Here is a 22,151-nt window from a genome sequence, read left to right on the forward strand (position 1 = left end):
CAACATTCATCACACTCTAAAAATTTCCGAGGCAGGGCAGGGGGCATGGCAGCAGACATCTCGCGGGCCGGGGTCGAGAAGGCCTATGGCCGCTGGGCGCCGGTCTACGATCTCGTGTTCGGCAAAGTGTTCGACGCCGGGCGGCAGTCGACCATCGCGGAGGCCGACCGGATCGGCGGCCGCATCCTCGACGTCGGCGTCGGCACCGGGCTGTCGCTGTCGGACTATTCGCGCACGACAAAGATCTGCGGCGTCGACATCTCCGAGCCGATGCTGCGCAAGGCGCAGGCGCGCGTGCGCGCGCTGCGGCTGTCCAATGTCGAAGTGCTCTCGGTGATGGATGCGAAGAACCTCGCCTTCCACGACGGCTTCTTCGACGCGGTGGTGGCGCAATATGTCATCACCGCCGTGCCCGATCCCGAAGGCACGCTCGACGAGTTCGTGCGCGTGCTCAAGCCCGGCGGCGAGCTGATCCTTGTCAACCACATCGGCGCGGAGAGTGGACCGCGAAAGCTGTTCGAGCTCGCCTTCGCGCCGGTCGCCCGCCGCCTCGGCTGGCGCCCGGAATTCCCATGGCAGCGCCTGGTCGACTGGGCCGCCAGGCACGGCGGGATCACGCTCGCGGAGCGGCGCGCCATGTCGCCGATGGGACATTTTTCGCTGATCCGTTACCGGAAATCGTGATCGTGGGGCCGGAACACGCGGCATAGCCTGCGCGTTTCCGCTTCATGCGCACAACATCGAAACTCATCTTCACAAGCCTCCTGATCGCGGCCTCCGGCGCCGCGGTCGCGCAGGCCCCGCCCGCCCCGGCCACCCCGCCGCAGCAGACCGCGCCGCCGTCGCCGCAGCATTCGACCGGCTGCACGCCCGCGGACCGGCCAAACCGTCCGGCCGACGGCACCACCACCGGCCAGTCCCGGAACCGCTCGGCGACAGACTGGCCAAATCCGACGGCGTTATCTGCCCGCCCTCCGGCGTCGATCCCGAGATGCACGCCCCGCGCCCGACACCGGCGGCAACACCCCGTCATCCCGCCCCCGGCAGCCCCGGCGGCGACCCGACGGTAAGGCCGAAATAAGGGCCGTTCCGCATCCCAATCTCGTCATGCCCGGGCTTGTCCCGGGCATCCACGTTCTTGGGGCAACAAATGAAGGCGTGGATGGCCGGAACAAGCCCGGCCATCACGGATTCAGTGCCCAAATGGCCAAATTTGTCACGCCGACTTGCCCGCCGAAGCTTTAGCGAAGGCGGGAGCCTTGGCGTAGGCGGAAGTTTCAGCGAAGGCGGATTGCTTGACAGCCCGCCGCCCCCTTCCTTATATGCCGCGCGTTCGCGAGATCGGCCGTTTCGGCCCCCGCGAGCCCTGTGGCGGGGTAGCTCAGCTGGTTAGAGCACGGGAATCATAATCCTGGGGTCGGGGGTTCGAGTCCCTCTCCCGCTACCAATTCCAGCGTAACCCTTTGATTTCCCAGACTTGGCCGATCGATGTTTCGCCACGAGGGATATCTCATTGATACAGGCGAAAGTATCGGTGATCAATGCGCGCAGTCACGCTCTCCTGCAGCCAAACAGCCCGTTGTAGCAAGCAGCACGAGTGGCGATGGTTTTTGAAAAGCGTAAGGCTGCGGGGGGGGGCGAATCCCTCCCTCTCCGCCAGTTTTTGAATCCTATCCGCCACTTTCTCCCAGCGAGAAACCCTTGAAAAACTGCGTTTCCGGCTTGCGTGAGTGTGCAAGTGCCGAAGCGTGTATCCCTCGATGTAGTCCATAAGGTAGTCCACAGCGGCACGGCCGCGAACAAGCGCCAGACCGGCCGCCGGCGGAACGCGCCGTCCTATCTTGTTCATCGGCTTTCCACGTATTTCTTCCAGATCCGACCACCCCGCGAGCTTGCTCCCGGCTGCGGCCCATGCGCTCCTATTCGGGTACGGCTCGGCGTGCTGCCCAAGAGGGAGGCCCAACGCCGCGCTGCCTGGCTTGGCACGCTGGCGCAAGCCGGGTTCGGTGAATGGAGGAGGCACTTGGAAGGTCTAGCGTACAGTGAGTTTCCGCACAGCGACGTCGGCTTTCCCAAGGGCGACAGCCCGGAGGAATTCCTCGCCAATATGATGACCTTTCTCCAGGAAGCCGCGGCCAGGTTCGAAAACCCGGCCCCGCCGCCGGTGTTCTCGCCCGCTGCGATGCGGGACCTCGCCGCCATCCAGGAGGCCGTCCTGGTCGAGCAGGAGGTCAAGAAGGGCGATGCGGGCCACCCAACCGTGACGGGACGTGCCGACCTGCTGCGCAACGACATCTGGGATCGCTGGCGCGCCGGCGAGGGGCTTCCGCCGCTCGCCGCACCTCTGACGGATGCCATCGGGAAGCTCGCCGAGGTCGCCGATCGACAGCTTGCTTTGCTGCAGCAGGCCACCGCGATCCACCAGCCCGCTTCGGACAGGGTGGATCGTCCCGTCGTGCCGGTCCGCCGCGATCCACCGGCTGCGCTTCCCGAACAGCGTGAGGCCAATGCCGGGCCGTCGCCGCTGTTCAGCCAGATCGAGGACGAATACCTCGCGATCCGCGAAAATGGCGGCGCTTCCGCGGGCGCGATCAGCACCGCTCGCTGGCGCACCAGCGTGTTCAAAACCTTGGTCGGAGATCGGCCGCTCGATCAGTACATGCCGATCGACCTGCAGAACTATGTCAATGAACTGCAATATCTGCCGCTGCAATTCTCCCAAAAGGGAGATCAGACGGAAGAATTGCTGGCGATGGGCATTAAGGCTGCGATCGCCAAGAACAAGGCGGAGCATTGCTACGAATCGATTGCGCTCAAGACGATGCAGGACGGTTACGTGCAGATCGTGCGCGCAATGATCCACACCGCAACGGGGCTGCATCGGTTGCGTGACCCATTCCAGGGCTTTCGCGTGCGATGGCCCGACTACGCCAAGCCTTCGGTGAAGCGAGAGAGCATCGACTATGAAACTCTGAACCGCGTGTTCCGGCTCGGGGTGGATTCAGGTTATCTCGACGACGCCATGCTTGGACCGCTGTGCCTGCTGTCGACGCGCCGGGTCGGCCTCGTGCCCTGGATCCGCGGCAGCGATTTCGGGACCAAGCACGGCGTAGATATCATCCGCGTCAACGGGATCGTCTTCGACAAGAAGGTCGGGATCTACCGCCGCGTTCCCTACAAGACCGATGAAAGCCTCCGGTTCTTCGTGCTGCACAGCGCGTTCCGCAAGTGGGGCTTCGTGGACTGGGCTACCGAGCAGGGCGACAACTTTCTCTTTCGATTGCTGCAGACCTGCAAGGATCCCTCGGACACCGCTTCCGACCGGATCAACAAGCTCCTCAGGCGCGGCGGCGCCGCCGGAATGAACATCGAGGTCGGTCAGTCGCTGCGGCATGGCGGCAAGGACATGCTGATCGAGGAAGACGTCGACACCCAAACGACCCGCCTTCAGATGGGCCATCGGGCCAGCGACCCTCATGCCGGTTACGGCACGCGGGCCGAATTGCGCCGCAAGCAGTGCCAGGAACTGGCGAATTTCGAGCTGCCCAAGGAGATCGACTGGTCGATGTTCGAGGGGCTGGATTTTGAGGCGATGGCGTCAAGGCCGCGACAGGTGGGGCGGCCTAAGCGGCATGGTGGCTAGTTGATTTGGCTGGCCTTGAGCGATCAAGGATCGCTGGCCCACAGTCAGCAATTTGGCGGTTCGATACCTGCCGCCCCAGCCAACCAGTCCTGCGTTCCGCCGAAGTTGACAACCTGCGCCTGACAGGCCCGGAAATCCCGGCTTTTCGCGCCTTCGACTTGGTCTCTACGCTCCGGGTCTTCCAATATCCGGGGCGAAATGGCGGAAAGTCTCCGGCCGTTTCCCGAAAAACTCCCGTTTCGCGGAGACTATTAGCGGAGATTGGTTCGATCATGACTGCCGCCCGAGCCGGGCAGTCTGGCGACGGCACGAAGTACTGCCAACTAGCCGCGCGTACTATCAGCAGTCGCACCAAGTGCGACCCTGACTAACCACGCGATAGGAGAGCCACGCGATCACGACTTGCGCTGGCGTCGGCCACATGTGCCCTCAGCGTCTACGTAGTGTACTATAATGACGGCACCACTATTGCGGGTGCGCGTTCCTCGTGCCAACCTGATTAGCCCTGCCAACTTGGACCTCAGATGTCATCCCAGCCGAAAAAGAGACCCGCTAAGGCCCGTGCTCGTGCGCCAGTGGGGAAAAGACAGGTTCTGATTATCATGGACCAGGAAGTCATAAAGTCAGTCAAGGTCGCGGCGGTTGAGGACGACATCAAGATGTCCCACGCCGTAGAAAAGGCGGTCCGGGATTGGTTGCATAAGAGGAAGCGAGCAAGAGCGATGAGTAAGGCGGTATAAGTTGCGCTCAATGGGGAGGAGCTTGGATTTGTTAGCTGCGCACCATGGGAAATCCGGTGACCATCGCTGACGATTTCGGCGAGCAGAGCCGACTGACCGGGGTATACGGACGCCTCCGCCTGAAGCTGCTTGATCTCTCCAAGAAGAACCGGATGCTGAATTATAACCTCGGCAGCAGGTCCAAAAGGCACCTGCAGATCGTCGACGAGGTCATGGACGAGATCTACAAGAAGTTGGCCGGCGACGACGCAACGCTTCGGATAGCGCCGCTGGATGAGCCGGAGGACGTACCACCGGAAGAAAAAACTGAAGAGTTCATAGGCGCTCTTGAGCATGCGAAGGTCTCGCATCTTGAGTACCTGACGAAGTTGGAGGCGCTCGAGAGCGCCGGACGCGACGACGAATTGGCGTTGGCAAAGCTCGAACGCGAACTTCGCGACCATATTAGGAGCGAATTCGGGCTTCCTCCTCGCCCCAAGAAGGCTGATATCAACCGGGCGGATCTCGCCCGCCAGGCCGGCATCGATCCGAATTTCGAACTCAGCCCCGTGAAGACCAAGGCTTCGCATAGCGATGGAGCCCTGCAGACGCTCAGGTTTCCGGACGAGCTTGACCGGATGATGGGTAAGATCGTCGCGGACGCGAAACTGGCGGAACAGGAAATGGGCATTTCGACCCTCTTTCTGTCGTTCGGTTTCCTCGAATGGTACGAGTCGGACGCGTCCGATAAGAAGGCCTTCGCCCCACTGTTGCTTCTTCCGGTGACGGTTGATGTCAAAAAGCAGTACGGTAAAAACACCTACTCGTTGTCGGCGAGCGAAGGCTCGGCTGAATCAAACCTCAGCCTCCAAAAGCTTCTCGAGACCAACGCAGCGTTTCACCGCAAACTTCCCGTATTTGAAAATGGCGACGACGAGAAAGTCGGCTCGATCGAGGGATACTTCGACGGGGTCAGGGAAGCCATCACGGGGCTCGGACGTTGGCAGATTCGCCGATGGATGGTCCTCGGCCATTTCGCATTCGGCAGGTTTGCAGTCTACGCGGATTTGAGCCCGGACAACTGGACGGTGGATCCCATTGATCACCCCCTTGTTGGGTCGATCTTGCGGGGCAGCGACGGCACCAAGGGCACTGGAGATGGTGCTCTGCTTCCGGGCGATCCGGCGGACTATCCGATAGACGACCCGCAAATCGAGGCCATCGCTCCGTTTTTGATTCAAGACGCCGATGCGTCGCAGCATAGCGCTCTCATCGACGCCATGAAGGGCCATAACCTTGTGATCCATGGTCCGCCAGGGACAGGGAAATCGCAGACGATCGCGAACATCATCGCGAACGGCCTGGCAGCGAACAAGACGATCCTCTTTGTGGCGGAAAAGCAGGCTGCGCTCGAGGTGGTGAAGCGCAGGCTTGGAAAGGCCGGGATCGGTGAATTCTGCCTCGAGCTTCACTCGGACAAGTCTTCGCCCAAGGCGGTACTCGAAAGCATCGAAGAGCGGTTGAAAGTCCGACCGATCGCAGTGCCGGCGTCACCCGGACGTTCTCAGCACGAAAATAGGGTTGAGATTGCCCGGTATCTCGACGCCTTGCACGCTGTCCAGGCGAGCGGCCGGACCCCGTTCGACCTGATTTGGCAGGCGCTGCGGGGATCGACTTTGAATTCTGGTGCCGTTGAATCCTTGTCTGGGGTCGGGTTGCCGCCGGAACTGCTCAACAGCGCTGCCAACCTTTCGCAAGTCGAGGCCGATTTGGGTCGATTTGCCGGCGCCAGCGAAACGTTCCTGGGTTCGTTTGGGCATCCGGCGGAGTCCCTTTGGAGCAAGGCCGGATTGGGTAATGTCCAGAGCGCGCAGATCGATGATTTGCTTGCGTGCCTGGTTAAAATCGACGGGTCGGCGCGCACGCTCTCGTCCTGCATCGTGGACAACTCCGACTTTGAAATAGGCTCTATTGCCGACCTGAGGGCAACCGTCAAAGCTGGTGAGGCGCTGCAAGACGGGCCCGTTCCCGAATTGGTAGGGGAGCTCGCGCATCTCGATCCGGATGAGCTCATCCGGGCCCTGAACTCGCAACGAAAGCTCGACGAGGTCGCGCGGGCGCTCGCGGCTTGTCCGTCGATCGGAACACAGAGTATCGGAGTGTTTCGGTCGGCCGTCGAACTTGGCAAGATGCCGTTGTCGGAAATCTATTTTGAGAACACTCCGGCGGATCTGCTCAGGATTGCCAACGAAACCGTCGAAAAGGACCTGCTGCTCAAGAATGCGATCGCTGAGTTTTCTCCGGTCCTTGAGCTGTTCAAGCTCGATGGGAAGTGCTCTGCGACATTGCTCGATGCGGTTGCGAAAGCTATCATAGCGTCGACCAGGATTCCCCAGGAGCACCGGTCCGCGCTCTACATAAATCAATCGGTCGACGTGGCCGCGTTCGGACCGCTACGGGAGCGCTGGGTCTCCCTGGCCGCAAAGGAGCGCGAGTGGCGGCAGTATTTGTCCGCGTATGGACGAGAGGCATGGCCCGCTCCTGGATCGCTGAGGAACGCATCCGTACTGCTGAAAAAGGGTAATCTGGGCCGTGCGTTCGCTGCGATAAGCGGGGCCGCAAAGCCGGTCAACGAACTCGTCGCCCGTCTTGGTCTGGCGGATTCGGAAAAACCCGCCGATGATTTGGCGGCGCTGGCCGATCACGTCGATGCCATCGACACGTTTGAAGAGGATGAAGGCGCAGAGCGGGTTTTGAGCACTAGCTGGCTCGGTCTGGATACCAAGTTCGATGTCATCGATTTCGGCATCAAGGTGCGGCGATATCTTACGGACAGCGTCGGGCGCGACTTGACGCTGCGCCTGCTTCAGATCCCGCAGGAGGCTGTCCGGCGCCTTCATGGTTTGGAAGCGTCGGCGACCAATCTGCGCAAAATCATCGCGGCGCGGACAGCCCCTCTCGACGACCGATCGGTCGACCTCACGATGAACAGGTTGGATAATCAGATCGCCTTGATGCGCCGGGTCGTCGCCGTGGATGGAGTCGACGCCCTGGCCGCGTTTGAGATTCCGATAAGGGAACTAGTCGAAATCTCGAAGCTCGAACTCGAGCGCGGCAGGGTCCGGTCGGTCCTGGACGCTTGTCCGCTCAAGGTCGCCGCCGAGCATTTCGCGGGCCTCCCCGACGGCGAAGCGAAAGCGCTCGCCGCACTTGATTGGCTTCGAGCCGTCAAGTCGATCGGAATGCCGGAAAATCTGCTCCGGCGGCTGAGTTCGCCGACGGCGGCGGACGAATTCGCCCGGCTGAAATCCATTGCAAACCGGGCGGCAGGCCCGCTCGCCATCTATGACAGCCAGGTGGAGATGTTGAGCTCGCAGTTCGGAACGGCGGCCCATGCCGGGTCGGAGCCCGGCATCGTTTCGGAGCAGGTGGCGGCACTTCTTGAGCGAAAAGAGGAATTGCGCGAGTTGCTCGCCCTGTACCGTGAGCGGCGGACTTTGGAGTCTCTCGGACTTGGTGAGTTTCTCGAGCGTGCCGACCGCGAGCGGATTGCGCCGCTGCATCTCCCTCAATTGCTTGAGGCCGTGCTCGCGCGGCGTGGCGCCGAGTTTGCCAAAAAGGCGGCAAGCGCCCTTCAGGACAACACGGGCTCTTCCCTTGAGGTTCGCAGGAAGCAGTTCGCTGAAAAGGACCGGTCCAAGATCAAGGACGACCGGCTGCGCATCAAGGCAAATCTCCTCACCAAAAAGCCTTTCCCGGGCTCGGACTTCGGGAAGAAAAAGACCTGGACGGAGATGGCGCTTCTCGAACACGAGATCGCCAAGCAAAAGCGGTTCGTCCCCGTGCGGACACTGCTGGCCCAGGCCGGGAAGTCCATACAGGCGCTCAAGCCGTGCTTCATGATGTCACCGCTGTCGCTTGCGAAATTCATGAAGGCTGGGTCCCTGAGCTTCGACATTCTCGTGATCGACGAAGCGTCGCAGATGCGGCCCGAGGACGCGCTCGGCGCCATGCTTCGGTCCAAGCAGATAGTGGTGGTCGGCGACCAGAAGCAGTTGCCGCCCACGGACTTTTTCGCGCGCTCCGGAGACGCAGGGACGGGCGATGACGATGACTTCGAGGACCTCGACGATGAATCCATTCTCGAAAGCTGCCAGAAGACCTTCGGTCAACGCCGTCCGCTCCGGTGGCACTACAGGAGCCGCTGCGAGAGCCTGATCCGTTTTTCCAACGAGCAATTCTACCGCCGGGAACTGATCACTTTCCCGGCGTCGAAGCCGGCCTCGTTTTCCATCGACCTCGTGCGGGTGCAGGGAACGTTCCAGGCGAGATGCAATCCGACGGAAGCGAGCCGCGTCGCGGAGGAAGCTATCACTTTCATGCGGCACCACGCTGCCCTTGATGAGGACGAGATACCGTCGCTCGGTATCGTGGCGCTCAACATTCAGCAAATGGAATTGATTCAGCAGGAATTGAACCGCCTGATCGACGACGACGTGCTGGTGGACCAATACCGTGAGAAGGTGTTGAACAAGGGCGAGGAACTGTTCGTGAAGAACCTCGAGAACGTACAGGGTGACGAGCGCGATTTCATCTTCATCTCGATGACGTACGGTCCGGAGGTCGGTACCAACGTGCTCAAGCAGCGTTTCGGACCGATCAACCGGAAGCAGGGGCATCGTCGATTGAACGTCTTGTTTTCGCGGGCGCGGTCACGTATCGGACTTTTTTGCTCTTTTGGATCGGCCGACGTCGTGCCGACGCCGGATAGCTCCGAAGGCGTCCATGTTTTGCGGAAGTATCTGGAGTACGCGGAAACGCGCGGCCGTGTGTCCGTACTTTCGGGACCGGGCGCGGATGCCGACAGCGACTTTGAGATCGAGGTCGCGGAGAGGCTGCGGGCGCGGGGCTACGTCATCGACTATCAGGTCGGGGTTTCCGGGTACAAGATAGACTTGGGGGTCCGCCATCCGGACCACCCCGAACGCTACCTTGCCGGAGTTGAGTGCGATGGCGCGACCTACCATAGCAGCAAGAGCGCCCGTGATCGGGACCGCCTGAGAGAGGAGGTCCTGAACGACAAGGGCTGGGACATCGTCCGCGTTTGGTCGACCGACTGGTTCGACAATCCTTCGCTTCAGACAACCCGTCTCCTTGAGAAGCTGGAGTTGTTGCGGCGTAAGCCGGCGGTCGCACGGTCCGAGTACGCCATCGTGACGGAGGCGACGCAGCCCGTCGACGAAGCAGAGCCGGTAGAATCCGTGGGCGGGTCGGCCGATGTTGGTGCACCCGAGACAGATGCTGCGGAAGCGGGTGGCGAGGAGCAGCCGGTACAGCCGGAGACAAATGGGGGATTGCAAGAAAAATCATCGCTCACTGAAGCCAAATGCTTCGAGGCGCTGCGCCAGTTTCGCGACGAGGTGGTTGGCAATGAAATGGCCGACTGGGAGCCGCATCGGTCCATCTTGCGCGATGCGATGATCGAGACCTTCGTGCGGCAGAGGTTTGTCGAACCGGACGACTGGTTTGACAAGGTTCCGGGGTATCTTCGGCAGGGGACCAATCCCATTGAGAAGACCCGTTACATTGACCGTATCTGCGACATTGTCGCCAAGTTGAACGACGAGGAAAACGTTGCGGCGCTGGCGGATCGACGAGGCGCTCCGGACTTGTTCGACGGCATTCCGGATGCGAAGCAACGCAACTTGTCATCGAACCCTAGTGGACAACCCGCAACGCCTCCTGCCGGTACGCCGAACGATGACGAATATGTTGCGACGAACTTTTCATTGCTGGGGGTGAGGCTCGATCCGGCGCGGTTTTATGACCGGGAGTACGAGGCTGTCTTGAACAGCATGGTCGCTCTTGCGCTAAAGCACGAGGCTCCAATCTATGAAGACGTGCTGGTTGCGCGCATCGCCCGTGCCCACGGATTTCAACGGTCCGGCGACCGGATCCAGAGAGCGGTTTCGAAGGTCGTCGGAAGGCGATATCGAAAGACTGAGGATGACGGCCGCACGGTAATCTGGGGAGAAAATTCACCCGAAACTATCCTGGTCCCCTATCGGAAGGGCCAATCGGAAATCAGGTCTCACACCGACACACCCGTTGCCGAACTCGCAAGTCTGGCCTTGCCGTATATTCGCGTCCGCCTTGCGGATGACGACATCCTGTACAGGATGGCAAGCCATTTCCAACTAGGCCGGCTTCGGGAGCCGACCCGCGTCAGTTTTCGGTCTGCCATCAACCTCGCAAGACAAGTGCTTACCAACGAGGTCACCCAGACCTAATCTACATTAGGCTCATGCAAGGGCATCCGCTATTCGCACCAAACAACTTTCCCTGCACGAACCCAGAAATGCGATTTGCATCCTTCGCCCACCCAGACCGATGGATGCAAAGATACGTGCCCATGTTGATTGACCGAAATATCCCACCTCGGCTTCACACCCTTGAGCAGGAGCATCTCCAGCCGCTGACCGCAACCGCACGGGCACCGTAAGCCTACAGACCAGTCCTCGTCGTCTTCCCGAGCGACCACGAGATTCCAGAGCGGCAGCCTCTTGGGCAGCATGTCCCCCTCGACGACCACCATGGACCGTCGCGGCGTCAGAGCCGCGGCAAGCCGGCGCCACCATAATGGCTTCTGCTTCATGCCACCCTCCGCCGTTGAGCAAGCGCTGGCAGCCCAAGCAGCGGGTCTGTTTCGCCCGCCGCCACTGGAAACCGGTTGTCGGCAACAAACTGACTTTCCGCGAACGTATCTTCGTCCCCTTCCGCCAGCATGAATATCGAACGCGCCCGCGCCTCATTTGCAAAATCCCGGAATGGGAAGAGCCGTGCGATGAATTCGATCACGCAGGCCGACGCCGCCCGCATGTTTAGGGTAATTACCCCTGGCGCCTCTTCGGCCATGCCGCGCAAATAGCCATCCTTAATCTTCTGGGCATGAGCATCAGGCGCGACCCGTGCGAGATACTCACTCTCCAGCAGCGCGGCATCGTAGACACCTCGATCCATCAGGCTTGATCCGCCTGGAAAGACATAATCCACGCGCCCATAGACCTCTTCGATCCGGCGTTCGCCGGTCGACGTCTCCCGGGTCGGTATCGCCACGCCGACATCGAACAGCGGCAACGCAAAATAGGCGCTCATCCGATCCGCAATATGGCGTCCCTCGGCAGTATCGACACAGGAGAAAAGCGTATCGGCTTCGCATGCCGCCAAAATCGCGTCCGCCGTGGCAACCGAATCCAAAATAGGAATAACCTCGCAATCGGGCCGGTACCGACGGATCGCGTTCGCGAACGTCTCGACTTTGAGCGAGCCGATATCCAGAAGAGTCGAATTCAGGATTCGGTTGAGATTGCGCTCCTCCAGTTTGTCAAAATCGATGAGTATAATTTCACCGACGCCGAGACGCGCCAACTGTTCGGCCACGATCGAGCCTGTTCCCGACACGCCGATCACACAAACGCTCAGCTTCCCGAGCCAGGCGCGCATCCCGCTGGTAAAGGCCATTGCTGGCACTATGGGGCCAGCAGCCGTCGCACCTTCGTTCCACCATGAGGAAATGTCGGTGCCGACGACCATCGTCAGATCGACGTTTCTAGCGGTTCGGCCATTCTCGTAGATACGGGCGCGCATCGCTCCGTCCGGTATCATAATCGCAGAACCGGCTACTTGATTAGTGCCCTGTTGAAGGGCGCTCATCAGCGCGAGATCACTTTTGTCGTCGATGTCGGAAAAAGCGTAGAACCCGCTAGGGTGAGAATGCACCGCGATCGCGATATCGCCTCGCGGTGCCGCCCGGTCTATGGCCGCTTCCACATATTCGCCCGGCCACGTGATTGAATCCGACCTTCGTGTGCAGTGCTGATACGGCACCGCGATGATCTCGCGACCAAGCAGTTTGCTCCGGCGCTTGCCAACCAGCGTACAAAGGAGCAGAGCGGCGGCCTCAAGGCCGTCGCCCGGGAAAAGATGCTCACGCAATTGATCAGAGATCTTTTGCGGAAGAACAAGCGTTACCTGCCGTTTCATCGCTCGACCTCACGGCGCAGAGATTCGTCAACGAGCGCGAGGTGCGTCGCGAGGGTATCCCGGGAGGCATCCCACGGCCGGTGACGAGACCAGCGTTGAAAGAGCAAGCCCGTCACCGTTTCCATGTGCTGAGTCTGCTCAATCACTGCGCCCGATAGGAGCGCCAGCGGGGGGTAACAATAGAACATGTCGAGTTGGGCGCCGGGGTAACTGACCGGCACCTCGATCGCGATATCTGTCGCGGATACACGATAGCCCGGCGGGACCGGGTATTTGCGAAGAATAAGACAGCGGCGGCCCACATCGACCAATGTTTCCCAGCGCAGTCCGAGATCATCGAGATGCCGCTCATCTTGCGGCAACATAGCGAATTGGACGCGGCGTGCCGCCGCCATTTCACCGTTGTTGATCTGCCGGGGCGTCAGCCGTAGCTTTTCGATGCCGTTGTGGCGCAGATCAATCGTGTAGTTGAGGTCAACTTCCTTCTTCGGCTCACCCGCGATCTTCAGAATGATGATCCACGGCGTGTCGGGATTGAAGCCTGCCTGCTTGATGGCGTGCCGCACAACGATTTCCGGGTGAAGCGATTCAATGACCACCCCCTGGACATTGAGCTTCCACGGTCCGTCTTGATGGTGATCATCGTGGTGGTGGTGGTCACCGTGATGATGGCCATGACCATCATGATTGTGATCGCCACGAGCCTTCTCACTGCGTCCGCCGTCCTGCGGCGTTTTGTCAATTTCCGAGTTCATCTGTGCCTCCGTATGGCGTTAGTTCTCCGGTCGTTTCAACTTGGGGTGACCGGCAGGATAGACTTTGCTACGGTGCTACGTCAGATTCGGACGTGCCCGGCATGCGCTTGGACAAAACGAAGAAAATTCTCGAACTCGCCCGCGCCCTGGCAAGCAGCGCCGAGGGCCTGACGCTGGCTGAGATGTGTCAGATGACGGGTTGCAGTCGTCGCACGGTCGAGCGGATGCGTGACACCATCCGCGATGTGTTCCCGCAGATGGAGGAAATCTCCGATCACCCGACGAAGCGCTTCCACATTCCCAAAGGGCTTGACGGCTTCTTTCAGGACCCGACGACGGAAGAACTGAGTGATCTCGGCATGGCCGTGGCAGAACTGCGCGAGGCGGGTGCTACAGCCCGCGCTGGATCCATGGCCCAACTGGGTACAAAAATACGTGCTGCGATGCGACATGGGCGGCGGCGCGCGACCGAAACCGACGTGGAAGCTCTTTTGCTAGCCGAACTCATCGCCGTTCAGGCAGGACCGAAGCCAGCGGAAGACCCGGTTGTCTTAATGGTCCTTCGAAAAGCACTGCTCGGAATGAAGATGCTGCGGTTTACCTATCACGGCGGCTCAAGACCGGGCGCATCACGCGACGTTATTCCGTTTGGCATCATTTTTGGCCGCATGAACTATCTGATCGGCGCGGATGCCGGGGCCACGAAGCCGAAGAACTGGCGTCTCGACCGGATCGAAAACATTGAGTGCCTCGATGCAGCAGCATCTCCGCCGACCGATTTTGACCTCGTGAAATTTGCCAACACTGCCTTTGCCTATTTCGAAGGGCAGCAGGAAGATATCGTGCTGCACGTCCTGCCGAGCGGCATGGATGACTTCAAGAACTATCGTTTCCACTCCAGCCAAACGGTCCAGAATCATCCTGAAGGCGGTGTCATCGTACGGTTTCGCGCCAGCGGCATGCTCGAACTGGCCTGGCATCTCTTTTCGTGGGGCAACAAGATCGAAATTGTCGAACCGATCTCCTTACGCCAGCAATTGACCACCGAATTACGGGTGGCACTGGCGCACCACGAGGAGCCGCTACGCTTTGGCTATAACCTCGATTCTAAAAGAGCCTCCTGATTTTTAGTTGTTACGTCCAATTCTGTCGCATCATGCCTTTACATGCCAAACCCATGAAACCACTTTCAGCATCCCGCCTTAACGATTTTCTCGGTTGTCCGCACCAGGCGGCCCTTTGGCTCGACGATGTCAAGCCGGAGGGTGAAGTCGATGCGACGCTCGTGCTTATTCGCGACAAAGGTTTCGAGCACGAAGCAACGGTACTTGCCCAGCTCGAAAAGCTGCATGGTTCCGCTGAACACATCAAAGCTGAGGGAAGTCTGGCCGATCGCGTGCAACTCACACGAGAGGCAATCGAACGTGGGGCGAGGCTCATCTATCAGGGAGCGCTGTCTGAGGAGCCTTGGCTCGGTTACCCAGACTTCATTTTGCAGACGGGCACGCCAGAGGCACCGCGGTTTGAACCTGAAGATGCCAAGCTCTCGCGCAAGGCCAAGGGCGAACATCTGCTGCAACTCGGGATCTATGCCGAATTGCTCGAAATCTTGTTTGGCATTCCCGTACAGAGTGGCGCGATCCACGTCGCAATAAATGAACCAGAACGCTTTGACCTCCGGCGTACCCGATACATTCTTAGTCGCCTTAAGCGCGGTTTCGAGCGTTTCGTCGCCGATAAGGCGCGGGTCACGAAACCCCAGCCTTGCGCCGCATGTTCGCAATGCGATTTTAAGGCCCGTTGCGAAGACGAATGGCGGAAGGCCGATAGCCCTTTTTTTGTCGCGGGTCTCAGCGGCGCACAGGTGGTGAAACTGGCGGCTACCGGCATCCAGACGCTTTCCCAGCTTGCTGCACTCCCGCCGGCTACCAAGATCGACGGCATGGGCGCTGATACGGTCGCAAAACTGTCCGCCCAGGCTCGCCTTCAGCTCAACGCCGCGAAAACTGGCCAGCACGCGTTCGAGTTGTTACCGGCCTCGCGGGGCCGTGGATTTGCGATGCTCCCCGCGCCAGATGATGGCGATCTCTTCTTCGACATGGAGGGTGATCCGCTTTCGGGCCCAGGTCTCGAATATCTCTTCGGTATCTTTGCGCGCTTCAGCGGAGCGAAAGAACCGACTTTCAAACCTATCTGGGCTCATAATCCAGCCGAAGAAAAAGTCGCGTTTGAAACCACGATACGGTTCTTTGTCGAGCAGATCGCGCGGCATCCCGCGGCGCACATTTATCACTATGCTGCCTATGAGCCCGCGCACCTCAAAAATCTTGCCATGCGCTATGCGACGATGGAGGCGGAGCTCGATCAGTTCCTGCGCGAGCGCCGCTTCGTTGATCTCTATCGCGTAGTGGTTCAATCACTTCGTGCTTCAACGGAGGCCTATTCACTCAAAGACCTTGAAGCAATCTATTGGCACGCGCGAACAGGCGAGGTGAAAACCGCGTCCAGCAGTATCGTGGAATACGAGCGCTGGTGTCTTAGCGGAGACAACGCAATTCTCGATTCCATCGCGGATTACAACAAGGATGACTGCGTATCGACCGCGCATTTGCGGGACTGGCTGGAAGGCTTGCGGCCTGCCGGTATCAATCTCGAAATTGTTGATGACACCCGCGAGGAGAAGCGCGAACGATCGGTCGAACGCGCCCAGCTAGAAGCACGCAAACAAGCGCTCGCCGCAAGTGTCCGCGCATCGCCGCACGGAGATGCGCGCTTGCGTGAACTGGTGGCAGAGTTGTTGTGGTTTCACCAGCGATCGCAAAAGCCGGGATGGTGGGCGGTTTTTGAGCGGCAGGCCTGGTCCGAAGATGAATTGATCGATGACGCCGAAAGCCTTGGCGGTCTGCGGCTCGATGCTAATGCTCCTGCGGTTCAGGTGAAGCAGTCGAAGGATACGACTTATGTCTTTCCACCGCAGGATACGAAACTGAAAGTCGGTGATACGCCCAGTATTGCCGAGACCTTAGGTTACGCCGGGAGCATCGTGAAGCTTTCGGCCGAGGATGGCACTGTTGTGCTACGCCGTGGCGTGAAATCCGGTGCCATGCCGGAACGGTTCAGCCTGGTTCCCGCACCGATAAACCTGCAAGGTCTTCCCAACGCAGTTATCGCATTTGCCGATCGCGTTGTTCGCGGCCCCAGGCGCGAAGACCAGGCGCTGGTCGACCTACTCATGCGCCGTCCGCCCCGCCTGAGGGGTCGCGTGGCTGCCCCGGTACGGAACCCCGATGAGCCGCTGACTGACGCCGTGATCCGCGCCGTGCTGGATCTCGATCATAGCTATCTCTTCATTCAGGGCCCGCCGGGTACGGGTAAGACATATAACGCCGCGCACGCCATTATTGCTTTGTTACGCGACGGAAAGCGCGTGGGTGTTTCATCGAACTCCCATAAAGCGATCAACAAGTTGCTGGGCGAGGTGGAGAAACTTGCAGCAAAGGCGAGCTTCCGTTTTAGCGGTGTCAAGAAGGGCAATAAGGATAAGCCTGAGACAGAGTTCAAAGGTCTCAACATCACGACGATCACAGACTCAAAACAGGCCGCATCCGAACACCGCCTCGTTGGCGGGACCGCGTTTCACTTTTGCACGGAAGATCAACGCGGAACTTATGATTACCTATTTGTCGATGAAGCGGGACAGGTGTCACTCGGTAATCTTGTTGCCATGGCAGGTGCCGCCGCCAATATCGTTCTTATCGGGGATCAGATGCAGTTGCCGCAGCCCGTGCAGGGCGTGCATCCCGGCGAAACCGGACTGTCCTCCCTCGAATATCTTCTTGAAGGCAAGGCGACGGTAGCTGAGGATCGCGGTATCCTTTTGAACGAAACGCACAGGCTGCATCCTGCGTTATGCACTTTTATTTCCGAAGCGATCTATGACGGACGTCTGGAAGCGCATTTCTCAACGGCAGAACGTTATCTCGTACTCAAGCAAGATGCGCATCCCGCGCTCCGGTCGGCGGGATTGTCCTTCGTTCCTGTCGCGCACGATGGCTGCACGCAATCGAGCCGTGCCGAGGCAGAAGCCATCGTGGAACTCGTCACGAACGCCTGTACTCATAGCGTGGTTCGCGATGGCAAAGAGATGCCAATAACGCTGAAGGATATTCTGATCGTTGCGCCGTATAACCTGCAAGTGAATCTTCTCAAGCAGCTTCTGCCTGAAGGCGCGCAGATCGGCACCGTCGACAAGTTTCAGGGGCAAGAGGCGGCTATCGTTATCGTTTCCATGACAACTTCAAGGGGCACCGAGGCTCCGCGCGGAACGGAATTCCTGTTTAACCCAAATCGTTTCAACGTCGCCGTGAGCCGCGCCGAGTGTCTGGCGATTGTCGTTCATGGCGCCGAGCTTTTGGAGGGGGCCTGGACCAAGATCGAGGACCTTCGCCGCCTCAACTTGTTCGCGCATGCCGAAGCGATCGCGCTTCAAGCGAATCCAAAGTGTTAAGTTGCAGCTTACCAAGCACGTGAAACTTGTTAAGCCACTCCAAGAGTTCTTTCGACAGGCGGGGCCGCACAGCGTTTATCAGTTATCCGCATGTTCCATAACATCCGATGGGCGAATTTGTCCTAAGCGCTACTCGGCCGCCTCGCCCGTCGCCTCGATCATCGGCACATCCAGGCTCCCGATCTCCTGCATGGCGCTGCCGGCGATGCCCTGGAGGTCTCCGTAAAGCCCCGCAGTGGAATCGAGCACACTGTTGAGCTGCTCCTCGCGTTTGGCCCACAACCGCGTCATGGTGTTGCGCTCACGATTGAGGTCGGCCTTCATGTCGGTGAACTTCTCCACCACGGCCTGGATGCGATGTCGGAAGCGGGGGCCGGTGAGGTAAGCATACATCACCTCAGTCTTCGTCTGCTGACCTTCTTGCGCCTTTCGGCTGGCGGCGACGTCGATCAGGGACTGGCGGAGCGCGACGGCGAGCGGAATAGCGAAGCGCGGCTCCGCTACCCAGATGTTGTCAACCAGATCGAAACTCTCGACGCCCCTGGGCAGTGCGCTCGAGACGATCAGCGCGACCTCCGCCTTCGCGGCCCGCTGGTCATCGCGCAGTTTGCCCAGCCAGGCGTGATTCCAGGCCTTCGTTCGCTTCGATTCCCAGAGAATCGTGCCACAGCGCTGTCCATTGGCGGCCAGCACCCCGTGCACCACGTCGCCGCCGAACTCACCCTTCGCCACCGGCTCGATCAGGTCACGGGGGAAGCGGCTGCGGAGCAGGGATTCGAGTTCGATTTCGAGCGCTTCGCCCTGCAACTGCTGCGAGCCCTGCTCCGCCTTGCGGCGCAGTTCCTCGATCTGGCGCTGCATGCCGGCGAGCTGGGCCTCCTTTTCGCCGACCTTGGACTTGAATGCATCCTCGGCCTCGATCCTGGCCTTGTCCCGGACGGCGGCGAGATTCTCCTGCACCTTTTTCTCTACGGTCAGTTCGACCTCGCGCTTGGCGTCCTCGAGCTCCCGCTGCTTGCGCAACATATCGGTCTGGGCCTGCTGGGCTTCTGCGAGCTTCGTAGTGTTCGCGGCGAGCATCTGCTGCAGGTCCGCAAGCTGCCGGTCGCGCTGACCAAGATCATCGGCCAGCGCCAGACGGGCTTTCTTTGCCTCGGCTTCGGCGATGGCCGCGCGTTCGGCGCGCATCTTGATCGCCACCTGTTCGTCCAGAGTTTCCCGAGCCTTGGCGAGGTCTTCCTGCGTTTGACGGAGGTGGGCTTCGCGACGGCCAAAGTCGGCTTCCTTGGCCGCGAGCTGCGCCTCGAACTGCTTGCGGGACGCGGCGACGATCGGCGCCGCCAACGATTCGGTCAGCTTGATCTCGGTGCCGCATTTCGTGCAGATGATCTGTGGGTCGCTCACGGTATCGGTCCTGTGGTGATGGTGTGTGATTGTATCCGCATTGCCCGCGCCGACCGTGCTGGATCGCGACGTTATCCCCGGCAATCGGGCCGGCCGCGGCAGTGGCGACGCCCTGTACGGTGCCGTCGGTTTCGGCGTCTCGGCGGGATCGTGCGTCATGTCAGTTCCTCGTGGCGCGGAGGTCGCGGTCGCGCAGGATGGCTTCGACGATCCGGCGAAGCCGGCGCACTGAGCCACCGCGCCAATTGCGCGCCACCGCGGCGTGTTCGGCGCCGTCAAGCGGCGGCACCCAGCTTTCGTCGAGACCACGTTCCCTGGCCAGGTCCGCAATCACGGCCGGCAGCAGCGCACCGAGATCGCCCGCGCTCGGCTTCGGAAACTGAATCACGCGAAAGCGGTCGCGGAGTGCGCCAGGCAAAGGGTCGAGGCTGTTGGCCGTCGCCACGTAGGAGACCTGCGATAGATCGAGATTCGTCTGAAGCGCCGGGTCGGGGTAGCGCGCACTGGTTTCGGGCTCAAGGAAACCGAGGAGGCAATCCCATAGCCGTCCATAGTCATTCCGTACCGCGGCCTTCTCCAACTCCTCAAGCTGGATCAAAACGCTGGCATGTTTGGCCTGTGCAATCGCGAGAAACGGATGACACGGCTCGGCCGAATACCATCGGCGGTCAGTACCACCGAAGACCGCGCCGTCGGCACGCGAGGAGTCCTCGCACCAGACGTTCAGGCCGAGGACTTGTCCGAGCCGACGAGCAAACCGAGATTTGCCCCCGCCAAAACCGCCGACCAAAATTAGCGGACGGAGCTTCACCGTGGTACGACCGACGAGGTCGGTGAGCGCAAAATCGATCACATCTGATGCATAGGGAAATTCGGACAGGAGCGTGCTGCGGACCTGATGCAGCGGCGGTACTGCGACCAGCGGCAACGGCACGTTGATGACGCCCTTGAGCGGTCCGAGGATCTCTTTGAGCTTGACGTTCTTCATCGCCTCGTCGCTCAAACGAGCGACCACGAGGTGATGTTCAGGCACCACTTCGGTCGAAAATGCTACCTGATGCAGGATCTCGGCTTTTTCCTTCGCCTCCTCGCGAGCCTGCTCCTCTTCCTCTTGTTCCCGCCTCGCGGCTTCCTGCGCGGCCGCGATGCGATGCTCCGCCATGCGCGAGCCGATGAACAACGCGTTCGCCACAGCCGACTTGTGTCGTATGATCATGTGGCCGCAGGCCGGCAGCGCCGCCCAGCCGAATACGAATGCCTCAACGTCGCAGCGGAGCTGTTCGTCGCTTTTGTGAACGATGCCCCTGAAGGCGAGCAGCAGAGCCTTTGCCACACGCTGATGATCATCCAAGAACGCGCCGCCCCGCGGCACCGGAAGGCTCAGCAACCGGACGCTGTCGGCAAGGCCGCGCAATTTCGGATCATCGTCGGTGACGGCGCGATGGTCGAGTTCGGCGGCAAGCGCCAGACCGGCGTCCACTTTGAGCGCCGTCGCCCAAGCCGCGTTGAGCGGCAAATTCGGGCAGAGCTGGTCGATCTCGGCCATCAACCGCTGTTCGACGTGACTGGCATTGTCGTTGACCAGCATGGCGTAGCGCAGAAGCCGAGGCAGGCCATTAAGGCGCTCATTACCGTCAGTCGAATCGGCCGCCGCGCCCGTGGCGATGTCGTCCCGCTCGACTGCGGGTAGATCGAAGTCATCGGCGTCGTCGGCCGCGCTCATGCTTCGAGCTCCACCACCAAGGCGGCGTCAAAGTCAGGGTTCTCGGTCCCGTACCCGTGCGGGTTACACAGGACCCTCGTCTTGCCGACGACATAGTCGGACGAGTTGTGAACGTGGCCATGCACCCACAGCGTCGGCTGGTAGCGCTCGATCAGCGCGGACTGGTCGCTAAGGAACGAACCCGTCACGGGATCGCTCCGGTACTTCGGATGAATGGAGTTCCAATGCACTGCGGTGTGAGAGATAATGACGGTGGCGGTACCTTCGAACGGCGTCGGCAGAACGCCTTCCAAATACGTCTTGGACCGGTGATGCAGCAGCGCCGCTTCCTGCGGCCTGAATCTCAGCCACGGCTTCTTCTGCCAGCCGATCAGGCGGTGGTCGTTCATGCCCTTTGCGCAGGCATTCATTGTGGCAGCTTGGTTGGCCTCACCAAAAATCCGGTAGTCAGTCCAGAGCGTTGCCCCCAGGAAGCGGACGCTGCTGGACGCGCCTGCGCCACGCAGCGTGATGGTGTCGTTCTCCAGCACATGGATATTGAAGGTGGGACCATGGGAGCGAGCCAACACCAGTTCATCCGGAACGAAGCGCCGGTAAAATTCGTGATTGCCCATCGTCATCACGATGGGAATGTGCAGCGGCACGATCTCGCGCAGGCACTCGAAGGCGCGGAGCACGCCCTCGCAGGTGTCGCCGGCGACGATGACGACATCGACGTCATCCGCGATCGTAATCTTCTTCACGGGGCCGACGTCAACATGGAGATCCGAAAAGATCTGCAACTTCAAGCGTCGTCTCCGTCGCGGGGGCGTTCCCGGAAAGCAGCCAGCAGCACCGTCTCGGCCTCGCCGAACTTGTCCGGGCTGTCCGAATAGCGCCGGCCGTAGGCGAGCCACGATTCGGCGAGTTCGGTGGCGTAGGGGTGGTCAAGGTCGGTCAAGCCCAAGACCTGCGCCAACACCAGCGCCGCCGCCGCATTACCGTCAATCGCGCAGTTTAGCAGCGCCGTCATGGCGATGTCGGCCCTCAGCGTGATCTCCTTGATCGGCATCATCGAGAGGGTGGCGCCGATGGCAGCGGCCGGATCTCCATTCAACGCGGCCGCGAAATCGTCACCGCCGTGGAGCACATCGATCTGTTCGAGCGTCGTCAGCAGGAGGAGGCGCTCAGCGCCGCCGAGCGCGTTCGACGGCAACCGACGCCACCAGGCGAGCGGCGAGGTATCCTCTGCCTTGAATGGCCAAGGGCGCTCACTCTCGGAGGCCGCCGTCATCGGGTCGTAAGCTGCCAGCCTGGAAGCCTGCGCTCCACAGACAGGCAACGCTGAGGTTTTGGTATCCGCCTCGTTCTTACGCAT

General features: G+C 60.4%; 12 protein-coding genes, 1 tRNA gene and 1 pseudogene. 7 read left to right on the top strand and 7 right to left on the bottom strand.

Features of this window, described 5'->3' with window-relative positions:
* Positions 1–45: 45 nt before the first annotated feature.
* The 5 genes and pseudogenes from IVB18_RS07445 to IVB18_RS07465 all read left to right on the top strand — a co-directional run bounded on the left by IVB18_RS07445 (position 46) and on the right by IVB18_RS07465 (position 10,652).
* Positions 46–684: a class I SAM-dependent methyltransferase gene (locus tag IVB18_RS07445; protein ID WP_247988559.1), complete on the top strand. Its 639-nt coding sequence runs from the start codon at positions 46–48 to the stop codon at positions 682–684.
* A gap of 44 nt (positions 685–728) precedes the next feature.
* Positions 729–1,081 (top strand): annotated as a pseudogene (locus IVB18_RS07450) (hypothetical protein).
* A gap of 289 nt (positions 1,082–1,370) precedes the next feature.
* A tRNA-Met gene (locus IVB18_RS07455) sits at positions 1,371–1,447 on the top strand.
* Positions 1,448–2,023: 576 nt separating this feature from the next.
* Entirely contained in the window at positions 2,024–3,643 is a 1,620-nt protein-coding gene (locus IVB18_RS07460; protein ID WP_247988560.1) for a hypothetical protein, read from the top strand.
* A gap of 796 nt (positions 3,644–4,439) precedes the next feature.
* The gene (locus tag IVB18_RS07465; RefSeq protein WP_247988561.1) at positions 4,440–10,652 is read left to right on the top strand and encodes a DUF3320 domain-containing protein; all 6,213 of its coding nucleotides are present in this window, start codon (positions 4,440–4,442) and stop codon (positions 10,650–10,652) included.
* Positions 10,653–10,681: 29 nt separating this feature from the next.
* Here IVB18_RS07465 and IVB18_RS07470 read toward each other — a convergent pair whose 3' ends face one another.
* Genes IVB18_RS07470 through IVB18_RS07480 form a run of 3 tightly spaced genes read right to left on the bottom strand, consistent with a single transcriptional unit; the run spans position 10,682 to position 13,160 of the window.
* Positions 10,682–11,017: a DUF6527 family protein gene (locus tag IVB18_RS07470; RefSeq protein ID WP_247988562.1), complete on the bottom strand. Its 336-nt coding sequence runs from the start codon at positions 11,015–11,017 to the stop codon at positions 10,682–10,684.
* Complete coding sequence (locus tag IVB18_RS07475; RefSeq protein WP_247988563.1) at positions 11,014–12,405, bottom strand: ThiF family adenylyltransferase; 1,392 nt, start codon at positions 12,403–12,405, stop codon at positions 11,014–11,016. The genes IVB18_RS07470 and IVB18_RS07475 overlap by 4 nt, the downstream gene beginning before the upstream one ends.
* Positions 12,402–13,160 (bottom strand): E2/UBC family protein, encoded by a 759-nt coding sequence (locus IVB18_RS07480; protein ID WP_247988564.1) that lies wholly within the window; start codon positions 13,158–13,160, stop codon positions 12,402–12,404. The genes IVB18_RS07475 and IVB18_RS07480 overlap by 4 nt, the downstream gene beginning before the upstream one ends.
* Before the next feature lie 101 nt (positions 13,161–13,261).
* Between IVB18_RS07480 and IVB18_RS07485 the strand changes: the two genes are divergently transcribed.
* Positions 13,262–14,284: a WYL domain-containing protein gene (locus IVB18_RS07485; protein WP_247988565.1), complete on the top strand. Its 1,023-nt coding sequence runs from the start codon at positions 13,262–13,264 to the stop codon at positions 14,282–14,284.
* Between the two features lie 53 nt (positions 14,285–14,337).
* Complete coding sequence (locus IVB18_RS07490; protein WP_247988566.1) at positions 14,338–17,667, top strand: TM0106 family RecB-like putative nuclease; 3,330 nt, start codon at positions 14,338–14,340, stop codon at positions 17,665–17,667.
* Between the two features lie 129 nt (positions 17,668–17,796).
* Here the strand turns inward: IVB18_RS07490 and IVB18_RS07495 are convergent, their stop codons facing one another.
* From IVB18_RS07495 to IVB18_RS07510, 4 genes are all read right to left on the bottom strand, one after another.
* Complete coding sequence (locus IVB18_RS07495; RefSeq protein ID WP_247988567.1) at positions 17,797–19,071, bottom strand: DUF2130 domain-containing protein; 1,275 nt, start codon at positions 19,069–19,071, stop codon at positions 17,797–17,799.
* A 160-nt stretch (positions 19,072–19,231) separates the two neighbouring features.
* Entirely contained in the window at positions 19,232–20,794 is a 1,563-nt protein-coding gene (locus IVB18_RS07500; protein WP_247988568.1) for an ATPase, read from the bottom strand.
* Positions 20,791–21,582, bottom strand: a complete 792-nt coding sequence (locus IVB18_RS07505; protein ID WP_247988569.1) for a metallophosphoesterase — start codon at positions 21,580–21,582, stop codon at positions 20,791–20,793. The genes IVB18_RS07500 and IVB18_RS07505 overlap by 4 nt, the downstream gene beginning before the upstream one ends.
* Positions 21,579–22,151, bottom strand: coding sequence for a hypothetical protein (locus IVB18_RS07510; protein WP_247988570.1), 573 nt, complete (start codon positions 22,149–22,151; stop codon positions 21,579–21,581). Before IVB18_RS07510 ends, IVB18_RS07505 begins: the two co-directional genes overlap by 4 nt.

The organism is Bradyrhizobium sp. 186, assembly GCF_023101685.1.
Taxonomy (GTDB): Bacteria; Pseudomonadota; Alphaproteobacteria; order Rhizobiales; family Xanthobacteraceae; genus Bradyrhizobium.

Bases quoted from the DNA above. Each gene is read 5' to 3' on its own strand.
- IVB18_RS07445 (WP_247988559.1), top strand. From the start codon at position 46: ATGGCAGCAGACATCTCGCGGGCCGGGGTCGAGAAGGCCTATGGCCGC.
- IVB18_RS07470 (WP_247988562.1), bottom strand. From the start codon at position 11,017: ATGAAGCAGAAGCCATTATGGTGGCGCCGGCTTGCCGCGGCTCTGACG.
- IVB18_RS07475 (WP_247988563.1), bottom strand. From the start codon at position 12,405: ATGAAACGGCAGGTAACGCTTGTTCTTCCGCAAAAGATCTCTGATCAA.
- IVB18_RS07480 (WP_247988564.1), bottom strand. From the start codon at position 13,160: ATGAACTCGGAAATTGACAAAACGCCGCAGGACGGCGGACGCAGTGAG.
- IVB18_RS07485 (WP_247988565.1), top strand. From the start codon at position 13,262: ATGCGCTTGGACAAAACGAAGAAAATTCTCGAACTCGCCCGCGCCCTG.
- IVB18_RS07490 (WP_247988566.1), top strand. From the start codon at position 14,338: ATGAAACCACTTTCAGCATCCCGCCTTAACGATTTTCTCGGTTGTCCG.
- IVB18_RS07500 (WP_247988568.1), bottom strand. From the start codon at position 20,794: ATGAGCGCGGCCGACGACGCCGATGACTTCGATCTACCCGCAGTCGAG.
- IVB18_RS07510 (WP_247988570.1), bottom strand. From the start codon at position 22,151: ATGCGTAAGAACGAGGCGGATACCAAAACCTCAGCGTTGCCTGTCTGT.